This is a genomic window from Desulfosarcina ovata subsp. ovata (genome assembly GCF_009689005.1).
Classification (GTDB): Bacteria; Desulfobacterota; Desulfobacteria; order Desulfobacterales; family Desulfosarcinaceae; genus Desulfosarcina; species Desulfosarcina ovata.
Map to the genome: position 1 here is coordinate 7,370,618 of NZ_AP021879.1, position 26,766 is coordinate 7,397,383.

General features: G+C 57.7%; 22 protein-coding genes. 9 read left to right on the plus strand and 13 right to left on the minus strand.

The window, feature by feature from the left end; genetic code table 11:
* Positions 1-141: 141 nt before the first annotated feature.
* The 13 genes from GN112_RS32290 to GN112_RS32345 all read right to left on the minus strand — a co-directional run bounded on the left by GN112_RS32290 (position 142) and on the right by GN112_RS32345 (position 17,186).
* Positions 142-1,104, minus strand: coding sequence for an adenylate/guanylate cyclase domain-containing protein (locus GN112_RS32290; protein WP_155313878.1), 963 nt, complete (start codon positions 1,102-1,104; stop codon positions 142-144).
* Between the two features lie 128 nt (positions 1,105-1,232).
* Entirely contained in the window at positions 1,233-1,685 is a 453-nt protein-coding gene (locus GN112_RS32295; RefSeq protein WP_155313879.1) for a DUF302 domain-containing protein, read from the minus strand.
* A gap of 16 nt (positions 1,686-1,701) precedes the next feature.
* Complete coding sequence (locus GN112_RS32300) at positions 1,702-2,889, minus strand: class I SAM-dependent rRNA methyltransferase (protein ID WP_155313880.1); 1,188 nt, start codon at positions 2,887-2,889, stop codon at positions 1,702-1,704.
* A 262-nt stretch (positions 2,890-3,151) separates the two neighbouring features.
* Positions 3,152-3,469 carry a hypothetical protein gene (locus GN112_RS32305; RefSeq protein ID WP_155313881.1) on the minus strand — a complete coding sequence of 106 codons (318 nt, stop codon included), beginning with the start codon at positions 3,467-3,469 and terminating at the stop codon, positions 3,152-3,154.
* A 10-nt stretch (positions 3,470-3,479) separates the two neighbouring features.
* Positions 3,480-7,685 (minus strand): hypothetical protein, encoded by a 4,206-nt coding sequence (locus GN112_RS32310; protein WP_155313882.1) that lies wholly within the window; start codon positions 7,683-7,685, stop codon positions 3,480-3,482.
* Between the two features lie 34 nt (positions 7,686-7,719).
* Positions 7,720-8,322: a hypothetical protein gene (locus GN112_RS32315; RefSeq protein ID WP_155313883.1), complete on the minus strand. Its 603-nt coding sequence runs from the start codon at positions 8,320-8,322 to the stop codon at positions 7,720-7,722.
* Between the two features lie 2 nt (positions 8,323-8,324).
* Positions 8,325-8,789: a type IV pilus modification PilV family protein gene (locus tag GN112_RS32320; protein WP_155313884.1), complete on the minus strand. Its 465-nt coding sequence runs from the start codon at positions 8,787-8,789 to the stop codon at positions 8,325-8,327.
* Positions 8,790-8,802: 13 nt separating this feature from the next.
* Positions 8,803-9,432 (minus strand): prepilin-type N-terminal cleavage/methylation domain-containing protein, encoded by a 630-nt coding sequence (locus tag GN112_RS32325; protein WP_162459220.1) that lies wholly within the window; start codon positions 9,430-9,432, stop codon positions 8,803-8,805.
* A gap of 493 nt (positions 9,433-9,925) precedes the next feature.
* On the minus strand, positions 9,926-11,332 hold the full coding sequence (locus tag GN112_RS32330; RefSeq protein ID WP_162459221.1) for a S8 family peptidase: 1,407 nt from the start codon (positions 11,330-11,332) through the stop codon (positions 9,926-9,928).
* A gap of 34 nt (positions 11,333-11,366) precedes the next feature.
* Entirely contained in the window at positions 11,367-14,732 is a 3,366-nt protein-coding gene (locus GN112_RS32335) for a YhdP family protein (protein WP_155313887.1), read from the minus strand.
* 229 nt (positions 14,733-14,961) lie between these two features.
* Positions 14,962-15,615: a PAS domain S-box protein gene (locus GN112_RS32340; RefSeq protein ID WP_162459222.1), complete on the minus strand. Its 654-nt coding sequence runs from the start codon at positions 15,613-15,615 to the stop codon at positions 14,962-14,964.
* Entirely contained in the window at positions 15,554-15,754 is a 201-nt protein-coding gene (locus GN112_RS33720) for a hypothetical protein (protein WP_162459223.1), read from the minus strand. The genes GN112_RS32340 and GN112_RS33720 overlap by 62 nt, the downstream gene beginning before the upstream one ends.
* Entirely contained in the window at positions 15,744-17,186 is a 1,443-nt protein-coding gene (locus GN112_RS32345) for a DNA integrity scanning protein DisA nucleotide-binding domain protein (RefSeq protein ID WP_155313889.1), read from the minus strand. Before GN112_RS32345 ends, GN112_RS33720 begins: the two co-directional genes overlap by 11 nt.
* 341 nt (positions 17,187-17,527) lie before the next feature.
* Between GN112_RS32345 and GN112_RS32350 the strand changes: the two genes are divergently transcribed.
* The 9 genes from GN112_RS32350 (at position 17,528) to GN112_RS32390 (ending at position 26,766) form a co-directional block, all read left to right on the plus strand.
* The gene (locus GN112_RS32350) at positions 17,528-17,728 is read left to right on the plus strand and encodes a cold-shock protein (RefSeq protein ID WP_155313890.1); all 201 of its coding nucleotides are present in this window, start codon (positions 17,528-17,530) and stop codon (positions 17,726-17,728) included.
* A gap of 172 nt (positions 17,729-17,900) precedes the next feature.
* Positions 17,901-18,923, plus strand: a complete 1,023-nt coding sequence (locus GN112_RS32355) for a hypothetical protein (RefSeq protein ID WP_155313891.1) — start codon at positions 17,901-17,903, stop codon at positions 18,921-18,923.
* A 218-nt stretch (positions 18,924-19,141) separates the two neighbouring features.
* Positions 19,142-20,245: an S-methyl-5-thioribose-1-phosphate isomerase gene (gene mtnA, locus GN112_RS32360; RefSeq protein WP_155313892.1), complete on the plus strand. Its 1,104-nt coding sequence runs from the start codon at positions 19,142-19,144 to the stop codon at positions 20,243-20,245.
* A gap of 26 nt (positions 20,246-20,271) precedes the next feature.
* Positions 20,272-20,751, plus strand: coding sequence for a siroheme decarboxylase subunit beta (gene ahbB / locus GN112_RS32365; protein ID WP_155313893.1), 480 nt, complete (start codon positions 20,272-20,274; stop codon positions 20,749-20,751).
* 25 nt (positions 20,752-20,776) lie between these two features.
* Positions 20,777-22,129 carry a B12-binding domain-containing radical SAM protein gene (locus tag GN112_RS32370; RefSeq protein WP_155313894.1) on the plus strand — a complete coding sequence of 451 codons (1,353 nt, stop codon included), beginning with the start codon at positions 20,777-20,779 and terminating at the stop codon, positions 22,127-22,129.
* Between the two features lie 401 nt (positions 22,130-22,530).
* On the plus strand, positions 22,531-23,109 hold the full coding sequence (locus GN112_RS32375; protein WP_155313895.1) for a hypothetical protein: 579 nt from the start codon (positions 22,531-22,533) through the stop codon (positions 23,107-23,109).
* Positions 23,110-23,114: 5 nt separating this feature from the next.
* Positions 23,115-24,011 carry a hypothetical protein gene (locus tag GN112_RS32380; protein WP_155313896.1) on the plus strand — a complete coding sequence of 299 codons (897 nt, stop codon included), beginning with the start codon at positions 23,115-23,117 and terminating at the stop codon, positions 24,009-24,011.
* Between the two features lie 121 nt (positions 24,012-24,132).
* Positions 24,133-25,209: an NAD(P)H-dependent flavin oxidoreductase gene (locus GN112_RS32385; RefSeq protein WP_155313897.1), complete on the plus strand. Its 1,077-nt coding sequence runs from the start codon at positions 24,133-24,135 to the stop codon at positions 25,207-25,209.
* A gap of 234 nt (positions 25,210-25,443) precedes the next feature.
* Positions 25,444-26,766, plus strand: coding sequence for a cyclic 2,3-diphosphoglycerate synthase (locus tag GN112_RS32390; protein WP_155313898.1), 1,323 nt, complete (start codon positions 25,444-25,446; stop codon positions 26,764-26,766).

A 26,766-nucleotide genomic window follows, 5' to 3' on the forward strand; every position in this document is an offset into this window, starting at 1 on the left:
TTGGGAAAAAGAATTTTCGCCCTCTATCACAAAGTCGATGTGGATTCAAGGGCGCGGGGTTGTCTCCTGCAGCAGTGCTTCAGCGCAATGGTGCCGGGGCGCTGAAAAAAAATATCGGTGTTGCCGATGAACGTCACATTGTCAGGTCACTTGAAGTCCGAAAAGGTGTTCTTCCCCGGCCCGTCCCCGGATCGATTGGTTGCCCAGATCCACCAGCGGCAGCCTTGCGGATACCAGGGATGCGGTTTGGGCACACATGACGATGGGACCGGGCAGTGTTTTGCTGGCCATGGAGGAGAGACGGAATGCCAGGTTGACACAATCGCCCACCAGAGCCAGATCGGCGGATCGTGATCCGAAATGGGAAAGGGTGATCAGACCGCTGGTCAGGCCCCATCCCAGTCGTGGCGGTTCGACCGTCAGGCCACGCCGGATCAGTTGCCGGTGGATTTCGGGCACACTGCGCATCTGGTCGATGGCCGCCTGGCAGGCGGATACCGCATAGTCACCGGCGCAGCCGTCGGGGTGCTCCCAGAAGGCAAACACCGCATCTCCGATATAGTCTTTGACGGTGCCGTGATGGGCATTCACGATGGTCGTGAAACGGGCGAAAATCGCTTTGATGAAGGTATACACGTCCGCTGATTCGGCATGCTGGGAGAAGGCCGTAAAACCGCGCACATCGGCCACCAGGCTGGTGATAAAAGCGGCCGCCGGCTTGATGGCGGTCTGCTCGCCCCAGGTATCCGTTGCCGAGGGCAGGGGGGCTGCTTGGGGATGGGAAATACGGATGATGGCGGTGCCGCCCAGGGAGATGCAATCGCCGTCGGCAAGTTGTCTTGATGCACCCGGGGCCATACGGACATCGTTGACCCAGGTTCCGTTTTTACTCAGATCCGTAATTTCAACACCATCGCGGGTCAGGCGGACCACGGCATGGTCCCGCGAAACCGTGGGGTTGCGCACGATGATGCACTTGTCCGGCTCAATGCCCCGGCATACGCGGCCGAGAAATATCTTGTCGGTCAGGACAAGGCGATGGGGCACGCCCTGTTCGTCCTGCCATTGCAGACTGGTTTCAGAATTTGATAGTTCCGGCGGCATAGTGATCGGAAAACCTTGTAAGGGGTCGGGTCCGACTGTGGTTCCTTAGCCTTTATCTTTAGCATATTGCCCGTTGAGCGGCAACGGACAACCATCGGAGAAGCAGGGCAATCGTATTTGGGATCCGCTCAGGGCATCGTGACCATCGAGACCAGATCGGAGAGCATGACCTGCAGGTTGCCAATGGCTTCGTCCATCTCGACAATGCCATGCCGCCGGGCCAACTCGTCAGGCGCGGGGTAGGTGAACCACACCTGACCGGCAGGGTCTTTCCATATCAGCGCTTTCAATGGCAGATCGATGCCCATGCTGCGGCTGCGCTCGATCAGCACCGCACCGATGGACGCGGAACCGAAGATCACCAGTTGCGTGGGCGGCAGGTTCTGCCCGATCTCACGGGCGGCTTGGGCATGGTCGATGCGAGCAAAAATGGTGATGCCCTTCTCTTTCAGGGCGAGTTCCAGGCGGTCAGCGGTGGCCTGGACACTGTGATTGCTGCGAACGCTGACCAGTCCCCCCTGGGCCGTGGCGGTGGCCGCCATGCAAAGGGTCAGCAGTACGGATAGGATGATTATACGCATATCGGTTTCTCCTTTGTCAGACCCGGCAGATCAGGCCCTTGAGATAGCTGCCCTCGGGAAAAGCGAGCCCCGTGGGATGATCCGGGGCCTGGCTCAACCAGTGCAGGATGACGGCCGGTTGGCGGGCATCCAGTGCCGCGTCGGCCACGATTTTCTGAAACAGGTCGCGTCCCATCAAGCCGGAACAGGAGAAGGTGCAGAGGGTGCCGCCGGGACGCAGCAGTTCAAAGGCCAGCCGGTTGATATCCTTGTATCCGCGGGCGGCACGGGTCAGATCCGCTTTGGCGGTGACGAACTTGGGCGGATCGAGGACAATCAGGTCAAACCTCTGTTTTTCGGCGACATACATCCTGAGCTGCGTGAACACGTCACCGGTTACGTTCTCCAGCCGGGCCGCCTCCAGACCGTTGAGCGCCCTGTTTTTATCGGCCAGGGCCAGGGCCGCCGCCGATGAATCGATGTTGACCACATGGGCGGCAGCAGCCTTCAATGCGGCAACGGCAAATCCGCCGCTGTAGGCAAAGCAATTGAGCATCCGCTTGCCGGATGCCAAGGCGGCCACCCGGGCGCGGTTGTCCCGCTGATCCAGATAGAATCCGGTCTTGTGGCCGGTACGGATGTCCACGAGCAAACGGTACCCGTTTTCGCGGATTTCCACCAATTCGGGTGGGGCTGTTCCCCACAGGCCGCCGGCGGTCAGCGTCAGCCCCTCCTTCTTGCGCACATCCACATCCGAACGTTCGTAAATGCCCGTGCATTCGGGAACCAAACGGCGGAGTGTGTCGGCGATGACCGTTTTCCAGCGTTCGCTGCCGGTGGTGAGAAACTGGCACACCAGCCAGCGGTCGTAGCGGTCCACAATCAATCCGGGCAGGCCGTCGGATTCGGCGGCCACCAGTCGCCAGGCCGTGGTATCGGTATCGGCCAGAATGGCCTGGCGAAGACCGATGGCCTGGTTGAGGCGGCGTTCGAAAAAGCGGTCATCGACGGTTTCGGCCGGGTCGAAGGTCCATAGACGGGCACGGATCTGGGAGCGGGGCGAGTAGGCGGCCCGGCCAAGCCAGCGGCCGTTCGCGGCCTGCACATCGACCGTCTGCCCGGTTTCGGGATCGCCCTCGACCCGCTGGATGGCACCGGAGAAGATCCAGGGATGACGGTTGATCAGTGACTTTTCGCGCTTGGGCTTGAGAACTAAAGTGGCCATCGGTCGGCTTTCCATCGATTTTCGCATGGCGGCAAAGGGTCGGCCACCAATGGGTCGACCGGTGCTCACATTGGGCGCTTACTATGGCAAACTGTGCGGCGGTTGTCCACAAAGAGGTTAGGATCGTGCCTTCAATAAGAAACGGGTGGGGAACGCCCACCCGCGATGGTGTTTTTTAGGATCCGGGCGCTGCCGTCAGCCTGCTGGGAATTGACGACAAACGCCCGCTATCTTCATTTATGGAATGGATGTCCGTTGATGATCACTTGGCCCTGTCGGCCTTTTTGTTGATTGAAATCAGTTTCCTTGCCCCCCCCATGACCTCGTAGATAACGACGACCTTTTCCGACACTTGGATGTCGTTTGATTTGAGGGTGTCCAGGAGCCGGCCGTTTCCCTCGATGATGTATGGCTCGCCGTTAACGCTGATCTTGCCCTGCTGGATATTGATGGCGGTTACCCGGCCTTCCGCAGTGTGCATCAGGGTTCCGGCAACCTTGGCACTGACGGCGGCAGCAAGAAAAAGGGTGCTGATGATGGCGATGGCAATGACGCAATGGTGGAATTTTCCTATTTTCATGGATTTCTCCTTAGTAGATGAATTTTCGGGTATCCTGCCAGTAGTAAGGAATCAATCCGGACGGGAAGTCCAGTTCATCCAGGGTAACGATTTTGCCTTCAACGGAGATAAACCCTTCGGCGATGCCATGGCGAATCACCACCGCCAGGCCGGAGGGGATCTGCGTGCCGACGCCCAGATAGCGATCCCGGCGGGTGAACCTGGCTTCCTCAACGGTGTTTCCTTCCGCATCTGTCGTGGTGTCGTTGTTGCCGGAGTAGGCATCAAACGCGGCATTGCCGTCGCAATATTTGACCGCATACACCCGGGCCTGGCCGGCGTAATCGCACTCGTCGCCGCTGGCCGCCGGTTCCGCCGGCTGATAGGTGGGGGCATAGACCACTCCGTTGAACAGGGTGATGGGGGAGATGGCTTTTTCGCCGGTGTGGTAGCCATCTTGGTCCGGGCTTGGGCAGCCGCTTAGGCCATTGGCGTCAAAGAGCATATACCAGCCCTTGGCGGTCTCTTCCAGGAAGGTGTAGATGCTGTTTTTCTCGCTGTTGGTGACGTTGATCACATCCGGTTCCAGGGCGCCGCAGGTGACGTTCAACAGATCCGCTTCGGTGAACAGCTGGGTCAGGTCGTCATAGGTGCTTTTCTGATCCTCGGTGTAGTAGGCCTGGGCGTCGTAAAATCCGTAGATGCCGTTTCCCACATTGGTTTTGTCGCCGGTAAAGGTCGGGTTTTCCCGGTCGCCGGTGCCCATGTAGAGTACCGGTACATCGGTGTAACAGTTCCCCGCGTAACTGACCTCGGGGCTGTAGAACGTGCGCCGCGGGTTGAGGATACCATTTTTCGCGTCCTCAATGAAACTGATCGTTCCGCGCGGGTCCGGGTCGCCGGCCGTGTAACCGTCAAAGGCGTTGCGGTTCTCATATGCCGAATCCTGGTCGCTCATGGGGTTGGTCCGGAAAATCAGGTTTAAGTTGAATTTTCCGGGAATGGTGGAGGCGTCGTAGGAGACTTTCCACACCTGTCCGTAGAGATCGGTCAGGTAGGCGGCCGCCAGTGAATCGTCAGTGTTCAGAATGACCGTCGGGTCGGCCGGGAAACAGTACTTCATTTGGCTTCGCAAACCCGTATCTGTCTCGTCATAGACGAATTGGGCGCCGCCGGAGAAGTAGCTGCTGTCCAGGAGTGCGCCGGTATCGATGTCGACGATGAAAATACCCCGGCCCATGGCGCTGACGTGATCCGAGGTCAGGTAATAGTCATCGTTGGTGCTGCGGTCCTCGCCGGCATCATAGCCTCCGGGGATGATCAACAGCCGTTTGTAGGTGTAGCCGCTGGCGGTTTTGCCCGTTTTGATTTTGAAAAATTTCGGTGTCTCCCAGGATTGGCCCAGTTCCGCCATCCCGGTGGTGCTGGTGTTGAGGGACCCGGCGACCGTCCAGTTGGCCGGGTCGGTGCTGGTCACATCCAGGGCGTAGTAGGCCTGTCCGCCCCTGCGCAGACCGAAGACCAGCAGCAGCTGGTCGTCGGTTTTATCTGTAAGGGTGCCCTTGTCGTTTCTGATCAGGTTGACCGAACCGTCCACCGTGTAGAAGTTCTCGTTGCCCAGATCCGGGTCATAGTATTGCAGGCGGTCCAATACCTCGGTGGGCACGAAGGCGTAGATCTCCTCACCGGTGTCATCGTTGAAAACATGCAGCATGCCGTCATTGGCGCCCACGGCGATATAACGGTGGGTGACCGAGTAACTGGTGTCGAAGTAGTCGATCAGTTTGGGTGTGGAGTGGACGATGGACCCCAGCGGCCAGCCGCGCTTGTACACCGGAGAGCCGTTTGCGTTGGCGGCATAGGTGTAGCCGTAGAGGTAGTTGATGATTTCGTAGCGCTCGGCATCCGTGCTCACCCCCAGGTCGGCATTGGTGATCGTGTCCGTAGAGATCTGGACGTCCAGACCGCCGACAATGGTGTGGATATTCCTGAAAGACGGGGTGCCGCTCAAAATCGCACCACTGGGCGAAGGGATGTTGGTTTTCAAAACCTCGCCGGCGCCACCCTTTTCCACATCACCGCCATCGTCCACGGTCGACCAGAAGGAGGAGGTGTTGGCCAGCATGTAGCCGTCGCAGTCCGTGGCCTCCTGGCCGATCCAGGCGCCGGTACTGCTGTCGACGGAGCCGTCGGCCACGTACCACTCCTCCTCCCGGTCACAGCCGCTTTTGAAACCGTATTTAAGCCCATATTTTTTCAGATTGCCGCTCCAGGCCTCGTCTTCCTTGGGCTTGAACAGGGCCATGTAGATACGGTCGCCGGACTGTACCCGGTTGGTTTCATCCACCGACACCACTGGCGCCGTGTAGGAGGTGTACTCGGCAATGGCCAGGCCGATGGAGTGAAAGGCGTTGATCACCTGGGCCTTGTTGTAGGCGGTCAGATACATGCCGATGGCCTGGTTGTATTGATCCACCTGGATATCGGCCGTGTGTTGCAGCATGGGCTGGTCCACACAGAAGCCGATGTTGTGTACAGTGATGTTATCCGCAGAGTCCCGGCGGTCCTCGATGGCCACGTCGCTCTGATCCACATAACTGTGGGAGAACATGTAGTAGGCCACGTCATCGTAGTAGTTGTTTCCCGGTGAGCTATACTGAAACGGGTCCGCGGTGTATTGAACGCCGTCGTGGTTGGCCGCGGCGGTGAAATCGACCCCGGAGATGCGGCCCCACTCGGTGTCGTTGGAGGGGAATCCGTCGGTCAGGCTGATCACGAAATTTTTGTTGCAGTCCCGGTGCACCTGGTTCACCTTGCCCGAAAAATAGGTGAAGATATCCTGCAGGGACTCTCCCAACGGCGTGCCCCAGTCAGCCACGGCGCTCTCCAGGTGGTTGATCAGGTTCTGTTTGTCCGTGTCGTCGTTGAAACTGGCGTTCAGCGGGGCCAGTTCGGTGGATCCGGAGTTGTTTTTCTGGTCGAAGACGCTGATCCCCCAGTTGATCTTGCCGCGGGTGGATTCGATGACCTCGATGATGGCCTCCTGGGACACCTCGAGACGGGAGGACATCTCGTAATCGGTTGACGACTCATACTGGTAAGTGTCCACTTGCCAGCCCTTGGCAACGGTATCCGCGTAGCCATCCGTTTTGAAGCGAAGGGTGATCTGCTTGCCGCTGACCCAGCCGGTCCAGAAGTCGCTTTGGGATACGGGGCCGGTATAGGTCGTCTGGACGGTGCTGTTGCCGTCCCTGATCTCCAGTTCGTCGCCCGAGGCGAGAATCAGTTCGGAAAAATGGAGTTTCATCTGTCCGGACTGACCGTTGTAGATCACGTAATTGGCGGTGCCATCGGTCGCCGAATCGAAATTGGCGGGATAGTCGTTGGGGTAGTTGGGGGAGGCCAGGGAATAGGAGACCATGGGCGTGTAGTTTTCCTTTGGCAAGGTGCAGTATTCCCAGGCCCGCTCCCATGCGTTTTTTACATACACCTCCAGGTTGTACACCATCTGCATGTTCATCCAGTTGCCGGTGATGAAAAAGTAGTCTACGATTTTTCCGTCATAGGTGGTCGCTGAATCGGGATCTTTGGTCAATGTTCCGCTGGAGGTTTTGAAGTAGCCGCTGAAGTAGTAGCCGGGTGCACGGACGAGACCGGCGAAACCGTTATCCACCTGGGAGCCGTCGTAGTTGTCCTGCCAGTCGTGCAATTGGAGGGAACGGTTGTTTGGCAGGGGATCGCCATCGAAGAGCACCGTGCCGTCCGCATCCACGGTGACCCGCCCTCCGGACAGAGACCCGTCGGTGTTGATGGTCGTGCCGGTGTCGACCATATTGTTAAGCCACCAGACATAATTCGGGTTTGCCGGGTCGCCAGTCATGCCCGAGGATTTGACATAGCCGATGTTCCCGCTGACAAGATAAATTCGATCCCGGACCATGGCCCGGCTGGTTGGGTAGAAATAGGCTCCTGTGTTGGTACCGCCGGCAACGGCATCTTTCGAAGTGGTCCAATCCCCTGAGTTTTCGCAAATATAACGGTAAAACGCGTGGTAATCGACATCGTTTTCGTAGACTCCGAAGCCCATACTGCCGGAATTGTCCAGCAGGATCATGACATTGTGCTGGACTTTGGGTTTGTAGATGTCGGTATCCTCCGCCAGGGCAGAGCCGACCGTCAGGAAGATAAAAAGCAGCAGGATTATCGGAATTGTGGCAAATCTGAATTTTTTATACATGGTACGCTCCTGTTTTTGGATAACAACGGAAAGATCAACTCTTGGGACCGATCTTGCGGAACCCTTGGGCGATGGCCGCGGAATGTATCTCGATTCCCGTGGCGGTGGTTTCCTGCACCCGGGTACTGATGTCGTAGACAAAGGAAGAGAAGTCGGCGCCGAATCCTTTGGGCATCTGGCCCAGGCCGATGTAGTAGACCCGGTAGGCGTACTCCCGGTCGGTCAGACTGCCCAGGTCGGCATTGCCGGTATTGACCGGCCACGCTGTATCCGTGTAGTTCGTTACCTGGGTTGCCGTCGGATTTGAAATTCGGGTACCGGCACTGATTTGGGTAACGATGATCGGCGTGGCGGTGTCCAGGATCGCATAATCATTGGTCGTGGTTTTATCCACATCATAGGCCACTTCATGCCCCGCCGATTCGGAGTAGTAGAACAACTGCTTGCGCTCGATATCGTTTCTCGTGTATTTCAATTCCACGTTGGAATAGTCGATCGCGATGATACCGCCAAGGGTCAGGATCAGCAGCAGCAGCACGGCGAGGATGATGGCCGAGCCTTCCGGGTTGTCCACATGCCGGGTGACCCCTTGCACGGGTTCTTTTCTTTGCCGTTGGTGGGCGTTGCGAGAGATCATGATCAGTCCTCCTGCTTGATAAAGTCGAACACCGCCCGTTTGGAACTGGCACCGACCGGATCCCAGACAGTGATTACACGGATTTGTTTGAAGCCCCTGGGATTATCGGCGACGTTCCAGTACATGGTGGTGTTGCGGTCATCGGGAAAGGCAAGGCTGGAATCGGCTGTTGCCACCGTATCGGCATCCAGCCCGCTTTCGCCGTTGCCGTTGGTATCCACGAGATCGGCATCGTCAAAGTTCATGGCGACAAATTGTTCGAATTGGCTGGCCGTCCAGGTGGTCGCGTCCATGGAGAAACGCCCGGTCGTGTTGCTGATCACCGCCCGGGTCTGCATGGCGGCCACGGCCAAAAAGCCGATGGCAAAGATGGCCAGGGCCACGGCGACCTCGATAAGGGTAAACCCTTTTTGATTGTCAACGCGTTTCATACAATCGATGGGTTTTCGGATTTTTTTGTTCAGCATGATGGTTGTCTCCCTAGTTAAGTCCGATGTTGCGGAATTTGACTTGGGCGGTGAGGTCGCGGATCACGCTGTCCCCCCATCCGGCGTTGTTCTGCAGGGCCAGAGCAATGATGGCCGAACGAATATCCCCAGGGTTGTCAACAACACCACTGGTCATTGATAGCGTGGCGCCGTCCCCGTCCAGGTAGCTGAAACTGCTGTCTGCCGGATTGATGTTTTCCAGAACGGTTCTGGACGACTGGCTGGCTGTGCCCTCATCGGCGATTTTAAGGAGCCGGTTATTGGCCGTATCGATCTGATAGGTAATGCGTTCCCCACTATCGTCGTCAATGGTGCCGGTGTAGTCGTTCATGGTGATGTTGTAGTCAATGTCTTGGGTAAAGCGAAGCTGCGTGGCCGTGGCCACCTCGATTCCCGCATCGGCCTCCCGTTTGGGATCGAAACCGGCGTTACGGATATCCAGCGTGATTCGCTCCATGGTCCGGCGCAGTTCCTGTTGGGTCTCGGAAACCGCTTTTTCGGCCATGTACGACTTGCTGAGCCGGGTGAACATATTGACAATCAGAACCGAAACAACCGCCGTGATGGCCAGTGCGACCAGGATTTCAAGTAGCGTGAAGCCATCTTCGCGACGGAACCGCATCCTACTTTTATTATTTAATTTTTCCGTTTTCATAGGCGCTTTGGGCTTGTGGGTTGATGAATGGGTGCCGGTTCCAGAAAATACAGTCTGTTGCTTTTTAACCTGGTTCAATTTTGCACTCTCCCAATGAATTCACCTTCTGTTTGCCGAATATGATGTTGCAAGTAATGTTACAGGTAATCAATATTCGTACCAGAAATGACCAATAGCGACCACATTAAGAGATAAAGATGATCAATGCGTCACTTTTAATAGAGATTTTAATTCTTGTGGGATTTTTTGTTGACCGTAGAACTGAACTGGATTCAGTGGCGTCGCTATTCCGGTATTAAAAGTTATAATAGGAGCGTTAAATAATTTAATAGTGTGAGGGTAACATTCAATTCAGATGCGTTCAATATACCGGCTCACAAAATGATAGCAAGGGAAGATTGTCGGGATGGGAGGCAACACAAAACCGAATTGTTAAACGGACTGTTTTTTGTCCAACGCCTCACTCTGTTGCCGTCAGCCGCTTCAGGATCGTCGTCCGGTCGGCCTCGGGATTTTCGTTCAGGATGGCCGCCACCCGGCGGGCGGTGTAGGCGGTGGCGATGGAGGTGCCGGCGTAGCGTCCGGCCTCTCCATTGTAGCCCACCGGCAGGTCGGCCATGCCCGGTGCGGAAACGGCTACGAAATCACCATGGTTAGACTGGTCCCAGGCGTTGCCGTCCGGCGTGAGGGCGCCAACCCCGATGACATTGTCATAGGCCGCCGGGTAGACCGGGTCACCCGTGGGGGCGTTCCCCGCGGCAGCCACCAGCACCAGCCCTTTGCTGCTGGCATAGCCCATGGCCGACTCAAGCAGGGTGCTGGTGTTTTCCGAGCCCCAGCTCAGGCTGAGCACGTGCGCACCGCTATCAACGGCATAATCGATGGCCCGCATCAAGGTGTAAGTGGAGGTAAACCCATTGTCGTCAAAGGCGCGGATGGCCACCACCGGACTGCCGCTGTCGCTGTCGCTCTCCGACGAAACTCCCAGCGGAGTGACCGCCCCGGCGGCGATCAGCGACATCTGGGTGCCGTGGCCCAGGGTATCGCCGACCTCGGCGCCCGGCGAGACCGCATCATAGGCGGCCCGGATGAACGGACTGTCGCCATAGTCGCTGCGCAGACCGCTGTCCATGACGGCAACGATGGTGTCGCCTGTCGAAGGAAAGCGTGACTGGGATGGGGCCGAGGCTGCCCCCGCAACGATGGTCGGGGCATCGCCTTTCAGGGGATAAGCATAGTCCGGTTCGGCATTCTGAACCCCCGGGGTGCCGGCAATGGCTGAGGCAATGGCCGCGACATCACTGCCGTGGGGCAGGCGAATGCGGACGACACCCAGTGGGACATAGGCATCCAAAAGGGTGGCGCCCAGTCGATCCAGCAGAGATGCCAGGGCCGCTTCGGTCATCTCGGGAGTCAGGCGCAGGAGCAGAATGTCCCGGACCTGCCAGGTGCCGTCAGCCTGCTGTACCACGGCCAGATTCGTTTTGGGCTGCAACGTCTGGGCCCGTGCCTCCTGGCCTTTGTAGAAAATCCGCACTTCCCACAGTTGCGGTTCGCCGGTGGGGGATGATTTGTCTTCGCGCCAGATCAGCGCATAATCGGCCGATTTGAGAATGCTCGACAATGCGGCGGAAATCGGGCGGTTGTCAAATCGGGCGTTGATGATCGGATTGATGCGCGGATCGATACGGATGCGCAGCCCCTGGGCGGTCAGGCGCTCCAAAATGGTGGCCAGGGGTTGGTTCCGCACATGCAGTGTCAGCCGTTCGCCGTTCAGGCGGACCAGGGGGGAGAGGATTTCCGCATTGGCCGACACCGAACCCAAAACGATAATAAGCGGTATAAAAAGCCAGGCAAATCTGTTCATGATGGCCGTGATCCCTTTCCGGGGCCTGCCCCGTCTATGGCTGAGGTGCCGTTTGTGGCGCACCATCTGCTTTTTTTTCCTCTGAGGACGCGTCGCTCGCCAGGCTGGCGGCACTTTCGACCAGCTTGAAAGGCGCCTTGAGAGTCCGTTCCATGAGGTTGAGGAGCCCTTTGCCCACTGCCGATGGCGACATGGGCACCACCGATAGGTCGTCCAGCGGGCCGTGGACCCGCAGGGGGATGGAAATCAGCGACCCGCCGGTAAGATAACCGATGATCGGCACCTTGCCGACAATCCGGTCAATGGTTTTCAGTGGTGCCGCCAGCAAGTAGATATCGGCCGTTTTTTCCCCAATCTGAATCTGACCTTCACCGGTGATTTTCAGGGAGTTGCCGTCCAGCAGGACTTCCGTCAGATGGATCCGGCCGCCGTCGATCGTCGCTTCTATCCGGGCGCTGCTGTAACCATAGCCTTTTTTGTTGAGATCCGATTCCTTACCGGTCAACAGTTCGGTGATATTGAGGGCCGAAAAAATTTTCATCAGCACACTGGAATACTCGATGCGGCCATTTTTCGACGAGACGGTCAGCGATCCGGTCAGGGCACCGGAAAAATCCTTTTGGGTCGCCGGCATATGGATTTCACCGGAAAGGTCGTAGCGCGCGTCGGCGGTTACCGGGTTTGGCAACAGGCAGTTGGCACTTTCCTGCAGTGACGTTCCACTGGCTTTGGGAAAAATATCCAGGCGAATGCCCCGGGGAGAAAAATCCAGCTCCCCGGGAGTGGCGATGCCGCACAGCAGCGCCTTTTCCAGCTGAACATGGATGCTCTGGCCGGCAACGGTGACGGTGGCTGACAGCGGTGACCAGGTAAATGCGTCGGCGCTGAACCGCTCGGTGCGAAGGTGCACGGTGCCGTGAGGGATTCCACCAGCCGGGGCTGCCGTTTCTTGATCGGAATTGGTATGCGTTTTCTCGGAGAACAGCTTTTGAAGCAGGGCGTCGTCCAGTTGGTCGGCATCCACGGTCAGTTCGAATGTGGGAGCGCCGTCCGTGTTCGCCACACTGCCGTTGACCACCAGAAGGCTTTTGTCCACGGCGATTTGGGTGGCGGTGAAGGTTGCTCTGTCACCAACCCCGGCGATGGAAAATCTGTCCAGAGTCACGGGGATGGGGGTCAACCATTTGAGATGCAAGCCGTCTCCGCTGACATTGCCCGTGAATGCGGATCCAATCGGTTGGGCCATGTCGATGCAGGCGGAAAAATTGCCCTGGACCCGGCCGGAGAGGGTCTGATTGTGTCTGAGCAGCTGATCCACGGTTTTCTTTTCCACATTGCCGGAAAATGTCAAGTTGACAACATCGCCCTGCCGTGAAGCGGAAAGCGTTGCCGTCGAATGGCCGTCGGCAAAGCGCAGGTCGCTAATCCCCCAGGTGTCGGCCGTACGGTACATATCGGCACAAAGGTCCACGCCCCCGGCGGTTTTCAACCGGCCTGCCACTGCTACTGCCATTGCATCTTTGCCGTTCCATTGGATCTTGACCCCTGAAAGGGCCACCGGTGGCTTGATCTGTAGGTACGCGGGTATCGGCAGAAGGGTGCTCAGCCAATCGATGGCTGCCGGTCCCATGGACCCGTCAACCTCGCAGGAAAGTGACTCAGGATGGAGTATACCGCTGGATTGGTGGGCGGCCTGAAGGGTGGTATCCAGAAAATGGACACTGACGCCGCTGGATCGCTCCGCCCCGGGGACGTAGGTAATCGTTCCCCCCGACAGGGTGATCGGGAAGGGCGTATGGGGGCTGGTCAGGCGGACCGCTTCGGGAGTACCGGTGATTTCCAGTTGCCATTTCTCGGGATGTCCCAGCGGCCCATCGATTTTCAGACGGGACAATTGGGCGCTGCCCGTGACCGCACTGATATAATTCCTGGCCGCCTCCAGCCCCTTGAAGTGGGTCAGCCAGGGAAACAGGACCGCCGCATCCACCTGGGCCGACGAGGTGTCGATGGAGAGGGTGGCCCTCTTTTCCCAGTCGATGCGGGATTTCAGCTGCTTGAAGTCGATTCCCTGGAAATGGCCGCTGACATTTTTAAAATCCACCCGTTTGTCGATATAGACCACGTCGCCATCCATCTGCTCCAGATCGGTATCGATCTTCGGGATGGTGATTCGCCCCTGCGAGAGATGGCCGGTCGCCACCATTTTCTTTAGCTGCCATCCATGATTTTCATTCTCGAAGCCGGCATAATAGGTGGCACCGGTCAACTGGCCCGTCCGCGCCACGTTAAAGGCCGTGCGGATGGCGCGCTGGTCACCGGCAATGGTCCGGGCGACATTCCCGGCAACGGCCACATCCAGCTGCCGGGCAGCGGCACGCAGGGTAAGGGTCGGATTGCCGGTGCCACCTGCTTTTCCAAGGCTGGCGGCAGCCGACAGATTCAGCTTCGGGTGCTGGGTGGCAAGCCTGTCAATAACAAGCGAGAGGTCGCCATGGTCGTACGAAAGGGTACCGGTGCTATCGGCTGTGTTCAGTGCCAGTGAACGGTCATTGCGTGTGACCGTCAATTTTGGGGCCTTGATGCGGAATTGAATTTCTGCGCTGTCAAAACTGTCCATGCGAAAATTCATGTTGATGGCCGCCTGGCTCGCCTTGGCACCGATTCCTCCAGGCAAGGCGGCAAAGGCGAGAACCGGCTCCACGTCAAGGCCCGTCATGGCAATGGTTCCAGCGGCCCGAGCAGCATGGACGTCCGCGTGGGCAGACAGGTCGAAGACGCCGGTGAGGGTGGATCTGCCGTGGATTCCCAGTGACAGTTGCCCATCTTGATTTTCAAAGGTGGCATCGATGCCGGAGGCCCTAATTTCCGTTAATCCTCCAGGGGTGAAGCGGATCCTTCCATCACCGATCTCCAACTCGGTTCCCGGATCGATGCTGGCCAGCATACCAAAGGCGTGTTTGAGCAGCGTATCAATCCGTTTCGCCGGTAAATCCTGCCCCTTCCCATCCGCTTCATCCGCTTTTGCCTGTGGTCCGCCGGGTTCTTGCAGGATGCAAACGTCAGGGCGATCCAGGGTCAGTCGGGATACGCTGAAGCGTCCTGACAATGCCGGCCGCAGGGCAGGATAGAGCGATAGTTTGCGGGCCTTAAGATCGAACGTCTGCGGTTGAAACAGATGCAATGCGTGGGCTTCCAGATGGGGGATGGGCAGAAGGCTCAGTTCCAGTCGGGCATAATCCAACTGGCCGCCGGTGGCCTGGGCGGTTTTGGTGACCAGAAAGGTTTTCACCATTTCGCGATTGGAGAGAAGGCGAGTGACCAAAACCGCGGATAGAAGCAAAAACATGGAGATGACGGCGCACCCGAGGCTGATCATGAACAGTTTTCTGGTGCGGCGCATTTTAAATGGTCCTTATCGCGTGGGGCCGGAACCGATCCGTTGGTATCAAGGGGTGCCGTTGTGGGTCTGGTCGGGCCGCATGCGTGCCCGGTGAGGTGACCGGTATCGGACTACGGTTCGGTCCGGCGATCCATCAGGATTTTCTCCAGGATCACCTTTGTGATCGAAATTGTATAGCATATTGGGCGCACATTTGGATAGGCCGAAACCAACTAATCAGACGCGGGGATCAATCAATTTCAGGATAGATGCGTTTTTTGCAGGGCGGGCAAATGGTGTGGGAAAAATCAGCCTCGGAATGCATGGAGACATACTCTTCGACCTGCCACCACTTGCCATCTTCGTCACGGATTTTTTTACACCCCGAGCAGATGGGCAACAGGCCGCGGAGCATTTCATTTTCCGCTTGCAGGACTTTCTGCTGGCCCAAGGACGCTTCCAGCCGTTGGAGCAGTTCGTTGCGCTCTTGTTCAATGGCCCGCTGGCTGGAGATATTGCGCATGACACCGAAAAGCTGGATTTCATCGGTTTCCCCCTTGAAAAACTTGGCCGTGATTTCGACCCAGAAACGGGATCCATCCTTGTGAATGAGTTCCAGTTGCGCAGTCCGCTTGATGTTTTTCCCCAACCGGTATTTGCGATATCCTTCGGCCAGGTACTCCATTGCTTTCCTATAGGAATGGGGCATTACACAATCATTGATGGGGATCCGAACCATCTCATTCGTGCCATAGCCGATGATCTTTTCAATGGACGGGCTGATGTAGAAAAAGGTCATCGTTTCCATATCCACGACAAAGATTACATCGACAATGGCTTTTTCAATGAGTTTGTACTGTTTTTCGTATCGGGCGATTTTTTTTGTAATGGATTTGTTCATCATTGTTTTCAACCATGATCGTTCCTGCCACGTGGGGTACATCGGCGATTTTGGCGACGATCTTTAGGCGATTTCCGCCAATCGCCTTAGCGATAATGCCAAGACCGACCAATGCGATGAATTGGTCAAATTCAGTCGCCATTGCGGCGGACCCACTCCTCGAGAGGGATCGGTGTGAGAATAAGATGGGATACCGGCTTCCATTGGCAGGCGGCGCTGGCTTCGATGCCTGCCTGAATGACAGATACCGGCCGGTCCGACGAGACCACCACCACAATAACATTGTCATGCTCGGCGGTAAACCGAAGGGCTGAATTGTAGCGTGCCCCGCGTGCCCGATTTTCACCCGGGAAGGAGCGTCCGTCCAGCAGACAGGCGAATCCGTGAAGGTGCATGTCCGCACCGATGTGCAGAGCCCCGTCTACCCTGAACAGGGATTTGGCCAGATTGAGAATGGCCGGGTCGCGAAGGTCCCGGGGACGCTCGAAGGACTGTCCGGAGATGAAAATCGGCGTCGGGTTCAGGTCCAGCACGATGGTGGCACCATGTTTCTGGTCCACGGCCTGATGAACCAGGGCTGCCACGATCTTAAAGAGGGTGTTGCCGATTTCTGCATCCAGTTCGCTTTCCAAAAACGCCTCTTCCAGGTGAACCAGGTTGGCCCGTCGGGTCGTGGACTGGTAGGTGCCGTCGGCAAAACTGCAGACCGTCTCGTCGACTACCCGCAGAAAGCCGTGGCCGCCTTTGAAATCAGCGGTGATGGTGAACGATGGCAGATTCTCGGTGGCGATGCCGGCCACGCTCTGTCCATCGGAAATCAGCTTTAAACCGGCCTGTTCCACTGCGGCCAGCAGTTTGCGGACGTGTTTGATGTTTTCCAGGGCGGGCTGTTCCGACGGTGAAAAGTGGACCAGAAAAGGGATTTGTTCAATCGCGTGGGGCTCGACAAAAACCAGCTCGCCGCGGGGCCAGGCGCCTTCTTCCCGGGTGCGGGAAAGTTCCAGAACGGCATCCAGGATAGGATAGATGCGCAGCCGGGTGTCCCAGCCCAGTATCATGTTCATGCGGTCGACCACATCATCGCGGACGGCATGGGCGGCATACTCACGCAGAAAGCCACCGGAAATTCCCGTATACAAGGTGCTCTCGCTGGCCATGTCGTGAGAGAAACGCCAGGCGGCGTGTTCCAGCCACCGTTCGGTAGGGCCCAGGCTGCACATGTCCGGGTGATGTTCGGTAAACCACATTTGATAATAGACCGCACCGGATCGGCCGCCGTAGGAGATCAACCCCGTCAACTGCAGGTTTTTTTCCGGCATGATATGATTGAATTTTAAACTGCCAGGGCGCATTGGCGGGCGGTTTCGCCACTCCCGGTTTTCCAGAAAGAGTTCCCTGAGTCGGGGCTCGTGTCCTGACAGAAGATGCTGGGGGTCGAAAACATAGGCTGGCGCATCCGGGGCCATCGCAAAAAGAATGGCCGCCCGGCTGGGTCCTGAGAAGTGGGAGAGACCGTCGCGAAGCCCGTCAAGGGTATCTCCGAGGCAGTGGCGGATAAATGTGTTGAGGGTCACATCAACCTTTCGGAAGTTTTCTGATGCAGAAAATGAGCCACATAATCCAATTTCTCACCGTTCTAATCAACCCTGACGATTTTGTCAATCGATCGAACACGGCGGGGTTTGCATTTCCGCACTATTATCGGGTGAATATATGATCATACAACTTCCCATAAATTATTACATCAAATTAACAATTTTCTTGATTTCCGTTTTTGTCATGCTATGATCTGGAACAATCGAAGGTTCGTTTCAGTTTGGCGGGCCGGTTTCGTTATGAAGGTGGTCGTCATGTTCGCCCAGTGGCACCCTTTATGGATGAAGCAAGAGAATTTTTTCGAAAGGAGGGTGCCAGCATGGTTAACGGCGTAGTAAAGTGGTTTAACAGCAGTAAAGGCTACGGTTTCATTGAGCAGGAAGATGGGCCGGATGTATTTGTCCATCATTCAGGAATCAATGCAAGCGGGTTCCGGTCTCTCAACGAGGGCGACCGGGTGACCTTTGAGATCGTTCAGGGGCCGAAAGGTCCTGCCGCCGCCAACGTTACTGTTGTCTAAGCGCAAAAACTGAAAATTAGAAAAGGGGGAGTGGGCGTGCCAACCGTCCACCTCCCCTTTTTTTTATTGAATGCCCGGTTTTCCTGCTGCCTGCGATCCAGTTGCCGGCAGCCTTTTTTCTTCCCACCGATGATGCCCTTCGCTTTATAAAAATGTCGATCGAGGAGTTAATATGAAATTTGAGGCGATTAAAAAAGAGACGGTCATGCTGATGCCACAAAAGGAGCCGGCACTGCAGCGTACGCCCAGTGAAATCCGGATTGATCCCCTTACCGGACGAACGGCCCGGATCTGCCACTTCATGAAGCTTGCATGGGAGAAACCCGATTTTGAAACCCTTGTGGCCGGAACCGATGCCTGGTGCCCGTTTTGCGGTGAGAAAGTTCATCAGTTGACGCCTTGCTTTCCCGAGGACCTGATTGCCGAAGGGCGCATGCAAAAAGGCGATATGGTTATTTTTCCCAACATGGCGCCCTACGACAGCATTGGTGCGGTGGCGATTTTTGGTGCCCGTCACTATATCCCCATGACCGAATTCACACCGTCACATATGGCCTCGGCGTTTGGTTTTACCCTCGATTTTTTCCGGCGTGTGGCAGCCTCCGGCCATCCCGAGTCGGTCTACCACATTGTCAACTGGAACTACATGCCGCCAGCCGGCAGCTCGTTGATCCATCCCCACCTGCAGGTTTTTTCCAGTTCATCGGCCCCCTACCTGATGCAACTGGAACTGGATGCATCCCGGCGCTACTTTGAGCAAAACCAATCGACGTTTTGGGACGATCTGGTCGCTGCCGAGAAGGCCGGCGGGGAGCGTTACCTGAAACAGATCGGCCGCACCCACTGGATGACGGCGTATGCGCCCATGGGGGTTGCCGGTGATGTGCTTGCCGTGGTCGAGGACGCCCGCTGCACCCTGGACCTGACCGAGCCGGACCTGATCGACCTGGCGACAGGCCTGTCCTGTGTTATGGCCGAATATGACAAAATGGGGATTTACAGCTTTAACATGAATTTTTTCACCGGCACCGCTGCCGATGGACATTTCCGGTTTCATCTGCTGTTTTCACCGCGTACGTTTTTCAGCCAGGCCCTGGGTACACCCGATGTGGGCGCCTTGCGCAACCTTTTCAACGAAACCGTCTGCATGGCCTATCCGGAAGAGATCAACACGATGCTCAAGGCCGCTTTCTGATGCTTTTGGAGCGTCAGCGATTCTTTTCAATGGCCGGGATTTGTGGTATTTACCCCATGGTGGAAAATCAATTCATGATGGCCTCGTAAAGAGCCTGAGATCAAGGCTTGCGAATCCTGAGGAATGAGGCGTACTGATCGTACTCCGCAGTGACGAAGGATACGCGTAACGCCGATATCGGACTTTTTACGAATCCGTCAATTCATAAGGATTACACGATGAACGTCGATGGCAAACAAGTCCGTCCCATTTGGCTGGGCGAAGACGGCGTTACTGTCAAAGTGATCGATCAGCGCCAATTGCCCCACTGTTTTGTGGTGGCCGATTTGATAACCGTGGACCAGGTCATCGAGGCCATCCAGGAAATGTTTGTCCGTGGTGCGCCGCTCATTGGCGTGACCGGTGCCTACGGGGTGATGCTCGCCGCGATTGCCGCTCAGACCACTGCCGATCCGCTGAAGACGATCCAGGCGGAGTGCGACCGGATCCGGGCGGCTCGCCCCACGGCGGTGAACCTGGCCTGGGGGGTGGACCGGGTGTTCCAGCGGGTACTGGCCGCCGGGTCGGATGCGGAGCGAATTGAGGCGGCCCGTAGCGAGGCCGCTGCGATTGCCGAACTGGAGGCCGAGAATTGCCGCCTGATCGGGGAGCATGGCGCCAGGCTGATCCAGGCGATCAGCCACGGGAAACGCGGTGATACGGTGAATATCCTGACCCATTGCAATGCCGGCTGGCTGGCCTGTATCGAGTACGGCACGGCCACGGCCCCCATTTACGAAGCCCATCATCGCGGAATCGATGTGCATGTGTGGGTGGACGAAACCCGGCCCCTGAACCAGGGGGCACGGCTGACGGCCTGGGAAATGGGCAAACACGGGGTGCCCCATACCGTGATTACGGACAACGCCGGTGGCCATCTGATGCAGCACGGCCGGGTGGACATGGTGATCGTGGGCACCGACCGTTCCACCCACACCGGCGATGTGGCCAACAAAATCGGCACCTATCTCAAAGCCCTGGCGGCCCGGGACAACGGCATCCCTTTTTATGTGGCGCTGCCGTCTTCCACTTTCGACTGGGCCATGACCGACGGCGTGAAAGAGATTCCCATCGAGGAGCGCAATCCGGATGAAGTGCGTTATATCCAGGGCCTGGCCGGCGGAAAGCTGGTCAAGGTCTTGGTCCCGCCGGAAGCGAGTCCGGCCGCGGATTTTGCTTTTGACGTGACGCCGGCGCGGCTGGTGACCGGTTTTATCACCGAAAGGGGCATCTGCGGCGCCAGCCGGACGGAGATTCATCAACTTTTTCCCGAGCACGATTAATGCTTGAATCACCTGTGAAACCGACTATGCTGTCTGATCTTGAAAAGCGCGTGATATCCGCCATTCAGGGGGATATCCCCATTGTATCCCGCCCTTACCAGGCGCTTGCCGAAGCGATCGGTATTCCTGAGGCGACTTTTATCGCTGTCCTCCAGGGGCTGACCGACCGGGGTGTGATCCGTCGCTTCGGTGCCACCCTGCGCCACCAGAAATCCGGCTACCAGGCCAATGCCATGACTGCCTGGCAGGTTCCCGAAGATCGCATTGAGGCGGTGGGCAAGATCATGGCCTCTTTCCGCGCCGTCTCCCACTGCTACCGCCGTGACCCGGCCGAAGACTGGCCGTACAATCTCTACACCATGATTCACGGCAAAAGCGAGGACGACTGCCGCGCCACGGCCCGTGAGATCGCTGATAAATCCGGTGTGGATACCTATCAGTTGCTCTTCAGCCGCCGCGAACTGAAGAAGATTTCGATGACCTACTTTCCGGATGCGGCATCGTGACAGCGCAGATGTTACGAACAATTCAATGACGTCCACCGCTACCACCGTCCCCCACATCCTCCTGGTCAATCCCTGGATTCACGATTTTGCAGCCTACGATTTCTGGGCCGCACCACTGGGACTGTTGACCTTGGGGGGCATTCTGCGCGACCATGGGGCACGGATCTCATTTGTGGATTGCCTGGACCGTTTCCATCCCCTGCAGGCCGCGCTTCCTTTGGTTGACAAGCGCTGCGGCCGCGGACCCTATATTAAGACGACCATCCCCAAACCACCGGGGCTGGCCGACATTCCGCGTAATTACTGTCGCTACGGAGTCCCTCCCGAATGGTTGCGCCATGACCTGGCCGTCCTGCCGCCGCCGGATCTGGTGCTGGTCACATCCCTGATGACCTACTGGTATCCGGGGGTTCGTGAAACCATTGCAGTGATCAAATCGGTGTTTTCCGACGTGCCGGTGGTACTGGGCGGCATCTATGCCACCTTATGCGCCGAGCACGCCGAAAGGCATTGTGGGGCCGATCATGTGATCAGCGGGCCGGGAGAGGCGGCGATCCTGCCGATGGTGGCCCGGCTGACCGGATGGCGCCCCACGCCACGCCACGATCCGACGGATCTGGATACTCTGCCGCTGCCCGCTCTGGATCTGACCCGTCGCCTGGTCCATGTGCCGCTGCTGACGTCCCGGGGGTGTCCGTTTCAGTGTGCCTACTGCGCGTCCCATCGGTTGCAGCCCCGCATGATGCGCCGCAGCCCGACATCGGTGGTGGCGGAGATCGTTCACTGGCACCGCGACCATGGGGTCAAGGATTTTGCCTTTTACGACGATGCCCTGCTGGTGGATGCCGACCGGCATATTGTTCCGCTGCTCGAAGGGGTGATCGAGGCAGGCATCACGGTCCGGTTTCACACGCCCAACGCCTTGCACATCCGCAATATTACCCGGCCTTTGGCTATCCTGATGCGGCGGGCCGGATTCCACACGATCCGCCTGGGCCTGGAAACCACCGCCTTCGAGCGGCGCCAAAGCATGGACCGCAAGGTGACCGAGGAGGAATTTTTGCGTGCGCTGAACCATCTGAAAGCGGCCGGTTTTGCTGCCGATCAAGTGGGGGCCTACCTGCTGGCCGGTCTTCCGGGGCAGGATGTTGCCGCTGTCGAGTCATCCATCGCCGTGGTCAAGGCGGCTGGTATCACGCCGGTGATCGCGCACTATACGCCGATTCCCCACACGCCCATGTGGGAGGCGGCCGTAGAGGCCTCGCGCTATGATCTGGCCGCCGATCCCATCTACACCAATAACGCCATTTTCCCCTGCCGCAGCGAGACCTTCTCCTGGGAGGTGCTCACCCGGCTGAAGACTCTGGCAAGGGCTTGACGGCACCGCAGGTGACGGTTTTTATCCATATGGCAACGGCACCCAGCATCTGTTCGAACGCGATCCGGCGGTTTACTTCTTCTCTTCCCAACAGTATCCCCATTACCCCTGGACCGGTCATCTGACCGAAACGGGATTGGGGCCGGTTCCTGCTTTGTATCTGCTTCTCCGTCCAAAAGAGCCCCATGAGCCTGGCCCTGGTTCCAATGATGCTATGCTGATATTGCTGGCCCTGCTGATGGCTCGCAGATACGGCTGGCTGTTGTGGCAGTGGCATCTCAGTGTGATTCCCGATGGATAAATGTTGAAATAGCCGCTGATGTGAATTAGAAATGGTTGTTCCCAATGAGACCACCTCTGACATACGATTACGCGACCTTTGACGGTCGATGGATGGGTTGATGCCGGTACTGACACCCCTGATCGACGATTATGGACGGTTCGAAAAACAGGTCAGGCATTTTACCGAGAAGTTGTGCGGCCCTTTTTGTTCCCGGTGCGGTAAGGTCTGTTGCCGGGCGCACTTTTGCGATGAAACCCGCCAGAGCCCGTTTCTGGCGCGGGTTGCCGCTATGTTTTCGCCGGAATCGACCTTCAGCCTGACCCACGGCTGGCTGGCGGCCACCGGATGCAGTCTGGTTGCGGGACGGCCGCCGGTCTGTTATGAGTTCCTATGCCATGATATCAACGATGCCCTGGGCGATGACCCGGATTGCCGGCATGCACTGCTGACCCTGAGTATGCTGATGACCCATGTGGGCCGACGGGCCATCGGCGGTCGTCACCTGGTGGAGGCCACCCGCCCGGCAGACCTGCAACGGCTCCGGCCGGATCGGTTCATGGCCCGTCTTGATGAAGCCCGGGCAGCGTTGACCGCGGCGTCAGAGGTTTTCAGCGGCCATCGGACCGCCGCCGGCCGTCAGGCGATGACCCGTATCGTACTTCCCCCCTTACAGCGATCAAGGAGACGGATGAGATGAATTCCATGAGCAAGACCCTTGCGACGGTAACGGTTGTTTTTATTCTGGTTGTCGGCGGTCTGGTTGCCTATGTGACGATCAACCGCTGGCACGAAAGCGAGATGGATCGGGGGCGCAAGCAAGCTCAAGACGAATGCCTCGAAGTGATTCACAAAATGGAGGACGATCTTGCCGACTTGCAGGCCCAGCTGGAGACCGAACGCCAGATCCGTCCGGGGGAGGAGGATTTCCCCACGGTTTTCGGCACCCCGACCCTGGGTTATGCGGCCGATGACCAGCCGGCCGACTGCGCCAAGGTGGAAGGGCAGTTGAACGCGTTTTTCAACTATCTGGACAGCCGTCCCTACCTGGCGTCCAAGAATATCGATGGTGGCAGCGCCGGTTTCTTACGGACCTGCGCGACCTTGCTGGTGGCCGATCCGCCGGTCAACATTGCCGAGTTGAACAACCTGTTCCGCCTGGTGAAGAATGTGACCCATTTCTACCGCGTCCTGGGCAAAGACCGGTTGCTGCTGGCCAAGGAAATCCTGACGGCCGAGGAGCGGATCATCGAACCGGCCCTGGCCGTCGTGTACGCCCGTCTGGTGGAGTGCGGGAAACCGCTGCCCGGCGATGCGCAGCCGATCTCCATCGAACGGGTTTACGATTACGCCGGCTACTTTCTCAATACCCTGGGAGGCCGCAGTTATCTGCTGCGCCGTGAATCCAAACTGCGCATGCTGGTGAACTACTACGCCATTTTGATCATCGACCGGGCCAACGACGAAAAGTTTAACCAGTACGGTATCGATTTGCGCCCATACATCGACTACCTGTTTTATGACGTTTCCAACCAGAAAGGACTGAGTTACCGGGAACGCTACCTGACCCGCCTGACCGCCCTCAGGGACAAATACATGTAAAAGTTTTGTCATACCCTTTTTCCTGCTTGTGGATGACGCCGTTCACGGCTATGGATACACCGCCGTTTGATTGCCTCTTTTTTTCTGTGACCCAATAAGGAACTGTATGACGGTGCGATTCATGAAAATGCCTGAACTGAAAATTGGTCATTTGATCAGTCGGTTGCCTATTGTCCAGGGTGGAATGGGGGTCGGTATCTCCATGTCCGGCCTGGCTTCCGCCGTGGCCAATGCCGGTGGGATCGGTGTGATTGCCGGTGCCATGGCCGGCATTACCGAAAAAGATATCGCGACTAACGGGCTTGAGGCCAACTGCCGGGCGCTTGCACGGGAGATCCGCAAAGCCAAAGAGAAGACCACCGGGATCGTTGGCGTCAACATCATGGTGGCCTTGACCCATTTTGCTGATATGGTCAAAACTGCCATTGCCGAAAAAGTGGATCTTATTTTCGCCGGTGCCGGTTTACCGCTGGACCTGCCCGGCTTCCTCAAGAAGGGCGACCGGACACGCCTGGTGCCCATTGTCAGTTCGGGACGCGCTGCCGGCGTCATCTGCAAACGCTGGTACCAGCGCTACGGCTACCTGCCCGATGCCTTTGTGGTGGAGGGTCCCAAGGCCGGCGGGCACCTGGGCTTCAAGGCCGAGCAACTGGACGACCCGGCCTTCTGCCTGGAGAATCTGGTCGCTGAAGTGCTGGCAGAAGTGAAAAGCGTCGAGGCCGAGCACGGTGTGCACATTCCGGTGATTGCCGCCGGCGGCGTTTACGACGGTGCCGATATCCGACGCTTTCTGGAAATGGGGGCCAGTGGGGTGCAGATGGGTACCCGCTTCGTGGCCACCCATGAGTGCGATGCCGATGCGGCTTTCAAACAGTCTTACGTGGATGCCCGCAAGGAAGACCTGATGGTGATCAAGAGCCCGGTGGGGCTGCCCGGCCGGGCATTGCGCAACCAGTTTCTGCTGGATGTGGCCGAGGGATCCCGACGGCCCTTCCGTTGTCCCTACCACTGCATCAAGACCTGCGATCCGGAAAACAGTCCCTATTGCATCGGTATCGCACTGGCCATGGCCAGGCAGGGCAAACTGAAAAACGGGTTTGCTTTTGCCGGTGCCAACGCCTTCCGGGTGGATAAAATTGTTTCCGTTAAAGAGTTGATGAACTCCCTCGAATCCGACTACGATCAAGCCACAGCCTGATTCCCTTTCCGTCGTGTCTCCAGACGCAGCCGCCTTTCCTTCCTTGACGGCTGCGTGGCCGCCGAATCGACCCGCTTTCCTGACTGCAACAGCCATGCCCCGACGGTTTCCCACGCGACGTTTCGTTTAAACTCTTTTCACAATACCCCTTTTGGGCGATACTGGTTATACGGTTGAGTGGCCGACATAGCTGACCGGTCCCGACGCGTTCCCGGTATTTACCAAGGAGGTGGCATGGTCGAAAGAGTGATCATCATGGGCGCTGCAGGCAGGGATTTTCACAATTTCAACGTCTATTTCAGGGAGAACGAGCGCTACGATGTGGTCGGTTTCACCGCCACCCAGATTCCCGATATCGATGGCCGGATCTATCCGTCGATGCTGTCGGGCAGCCGTTATCCGGATGGAATCCCCATCTATCCGGACAGCCGCCTGGTGGAACTGATCCGCAAGCGCCAGGTGGATCTGGTGGCGTTTTCCTACAGTGACGTTCCCCACATCGAGGTGATGCACAAGGCCTCGCAGGTTACTGCTGCCGGTGCCGATTTCATCATTATCGGGGCACCCTACACCATGCTCGAATCCAAACGCACGGTCATCTCGGTGTGTGCGGTGCGCACCGGCTGCGGCAAGTCCCAGACCAGCCGCCACGTGGTCAGGCTATTGCAGAAGATGGGCAAACGCGTGGTCTGCGTCCGTCATCCCATGCCTTACGGCGATCTGACCCGCCAGATCGTACAGCGCTTCTCTTCCCGCGACGATTTGGTCAGCCAGCACTGCACCATCGAGGAACGCGAAGAGTACGAACCGGTGATCGACATGGGCGCGGTGGTATACGCCGGCGTGGATTACGGCCTGATCTTGGAGGCGGCTGAAAAGGAGGGCGACGTGATCGTCTGGGACGGCGGCAACAACGATACGCCGTTTTTCAAACCGGATCTGCACATCGTGGTCTTCGATCCCCACCGTGCCGGCCACGAAACCGGCTACCACCCCGGCGAGACCAACATGCTCATGGCCGACGTGGCCGTGATCAACAAGGTCGACAGCGCCCTGCCCGAGAAGGTCGAGCAGGTGCGTCGGACCATCGCCACGCATAACCCCGCGGCAACGATTATCCTTGCCGATTCCGCCGTATCCGTGGAGGACCCGTCCCGGGTGATGGGCCGGCGCGTTCTCGTGGTGGAGGATGGTCCCACCCTGACCCACGGAGAGATGGCCTATGGTGCCGGCGTGATCGCCGCCCGCCGGTTTGGTGCGGCCTCCCTGGCCGATCCGCGACCCTACCTCAAGGGGTCGCTGGTGGATACCTTTGACCGCTATTCCCATATGGGCACCCTGCTGCCGGCCATGGGGTACAGCCCCGGACAGATCAAGGATCTTGAGGCGACCATCAACGACTGCCCGTGCGACCTGGTGCTGTCGGCCACCCCCATCGATCTGACGGCGGTCGTCAGGGTCAACAAACCGGTCGTCCGGGTCCGCTACACTTACGCTGACAACAGCTCGCCAACGCTTGAAGCGGTGATCCGCAAGCGCTTGAAGGATCGATTGTAA

What these genes read in the sequence shown, in the direction of transcription:
- GN112_RS32390 (WP_155313898.1), top strand. Translation starts at nt 25,444, where the DNA reads ATGGTCGAAAGAGTGATCATCATGGGCGCTGCAGGCAGGGATTTTCAC.
- GN112_RS32305 (WP_155313881.1), bottom strand. Translation starts at nt 3,469, where the DNA reads ATGAAAATAGGAAAATTCCACCATTGCGTCATTGCCATCGCCATCATC.
- GN112_RS32320 (WP_155313884.1), bottom strand. Translation starts at nt 8,789, where the DNA reads ATGCTGAACAAAAAAATCCGAAAACCCATCGATTGTATGAAACGCGTT.
- GN112_RS32380 (WP_155313896.1), top strand. Translation starts at nt 23,115, where the DNA reads ATGAGCAAGACCCTTGCGACGGTAACGGTTGTTTTTATTCTGGTTGTC.
- GN112_RS32310 (WP_155313882.1), bottom strand. Translation starts at nt 7,685, where the DNA reads ATGTATAAAAAATTCAGATTTGCCACAATTCCGATAATCCTGCTGCTT.
- ahbB (WP_155313893.1), top strand. Translation starts at nt 20,272, where the DNA reads ATGCTGTCTGATCTTGAAAAGCGCGTGATATCCGCCATTCAGGGGGAT.
- GN112_RS32340 (WP_162459222.1), bottom strand. Translation starts at nt 15,615, where the DNA reads ATGATGAACAAATCCATTACAAAAAAAATCGCCCGATACGAAAAACAG.
- GN112_RS32315 (WP_155313883.1), bottom strand. Translation starts at nt 8,322, where the DNA reads ATGATCTCTCGCAACGCCCACCAACGGCAAAGAAAAGAACCCGTGCAA.
- mtnA (WP_155313892.1), top strand. Translation starts at nt 19,142, where the DNA reads ATGAACGTCGATGGCAAACAAGTCCGTCCCATTTGGCTGGGCGAAGAC.
- GN112_RS32385 (WP_155313897.1), top strand. Translation starts at nt 24,133, where the DNA reads ATGAAAATGCCTGAACTGAAAATTGGTCATTTGATCAGTCGGTTGCCT.
- GN112_RS32325 (WP_162459220.1), bottom strand. Translation starts at nt 9,432, where the DNA reads ATGCGGTTCCGTCGCGAAGATGGCTTCACGCTACTTGAAATCCTGGTC.
- GN112_RS32290 (WP_155313878.1), bottom strand. Translation starts at nt 1,104, where the DNA reads ATGCCGCCGGAACTATCAAATTCTGAAACCAGTCTGCAATGGCAGGAC.
- GN112_RS32330 (WP_162459221.1), bottom strand. Translation starts at nt 11,332, where the DNA reads ATGAACAGATTTGCCTGGCTTTTTATACCGCTTATTATCGTTTTGGGT.
- GN112_RS32300 (WP_155313880.1), bottom strand. Translation starts at nt 2,889, where the DNA reads ATGGCCACTTTAGTTCTCAAGCCCAAGCGCGAAAAGTCACTGATCAAC.
- GN112_RS32295 (WP_155313879.1), bottom strand. Translation starts at nt 1,685, where the DNA reads ATGCGTATAATCATCCTATCCGTACTGCTGACCCTTTGCATGGCGGCC.
- GN112_RS32350 (WP_155313890.1), top strand. Translation starts at nt 17,528, where the DNA reads ATGGTTAACGGCGTAGTAAAGTGGTTTAACAGCAGTAAAGGCTACGGT.
- GN112_RS32355 (WP_155313891.1), top strand. Translation starts at nt 17,901, where the DNA reads ATGAAATTTGAGGCGATTAAAAAAGAGACGGTCATGCTGATGCCACAA.
- GN112_RS33720 (WP_162459223.1), bottom strand. Translation starts at nt 15,754, where the DNA reads ATGGCGACTGAATTTGACCAATTCATCGCATTGGTCGGTCTTGGCATT.
- GN112_RS32375 (WP_155313895.1), top strand. Translation starts at nt 22,531, where the DNA reads ATGCCGGTACTGACACCCCTGATCGACGATTATGGACGGTTCGAAAAA.
- GN112_RS32335 (WP_155313887.1), bottom strand. Translation starts at nt 14,732, where the DNA reads ATGCGCCGCACCAGAAAACTGTTCATGATCAGCCTCGGGTGCGCCGTC.
- GN112_RS32370 (WP_155313894.1), top strand. Translation starts at nt 20,777, where the DNA reads ATGACGTCCACCGCTACCACCGTCCCCCACATCCTCCTGGTCAATCCC.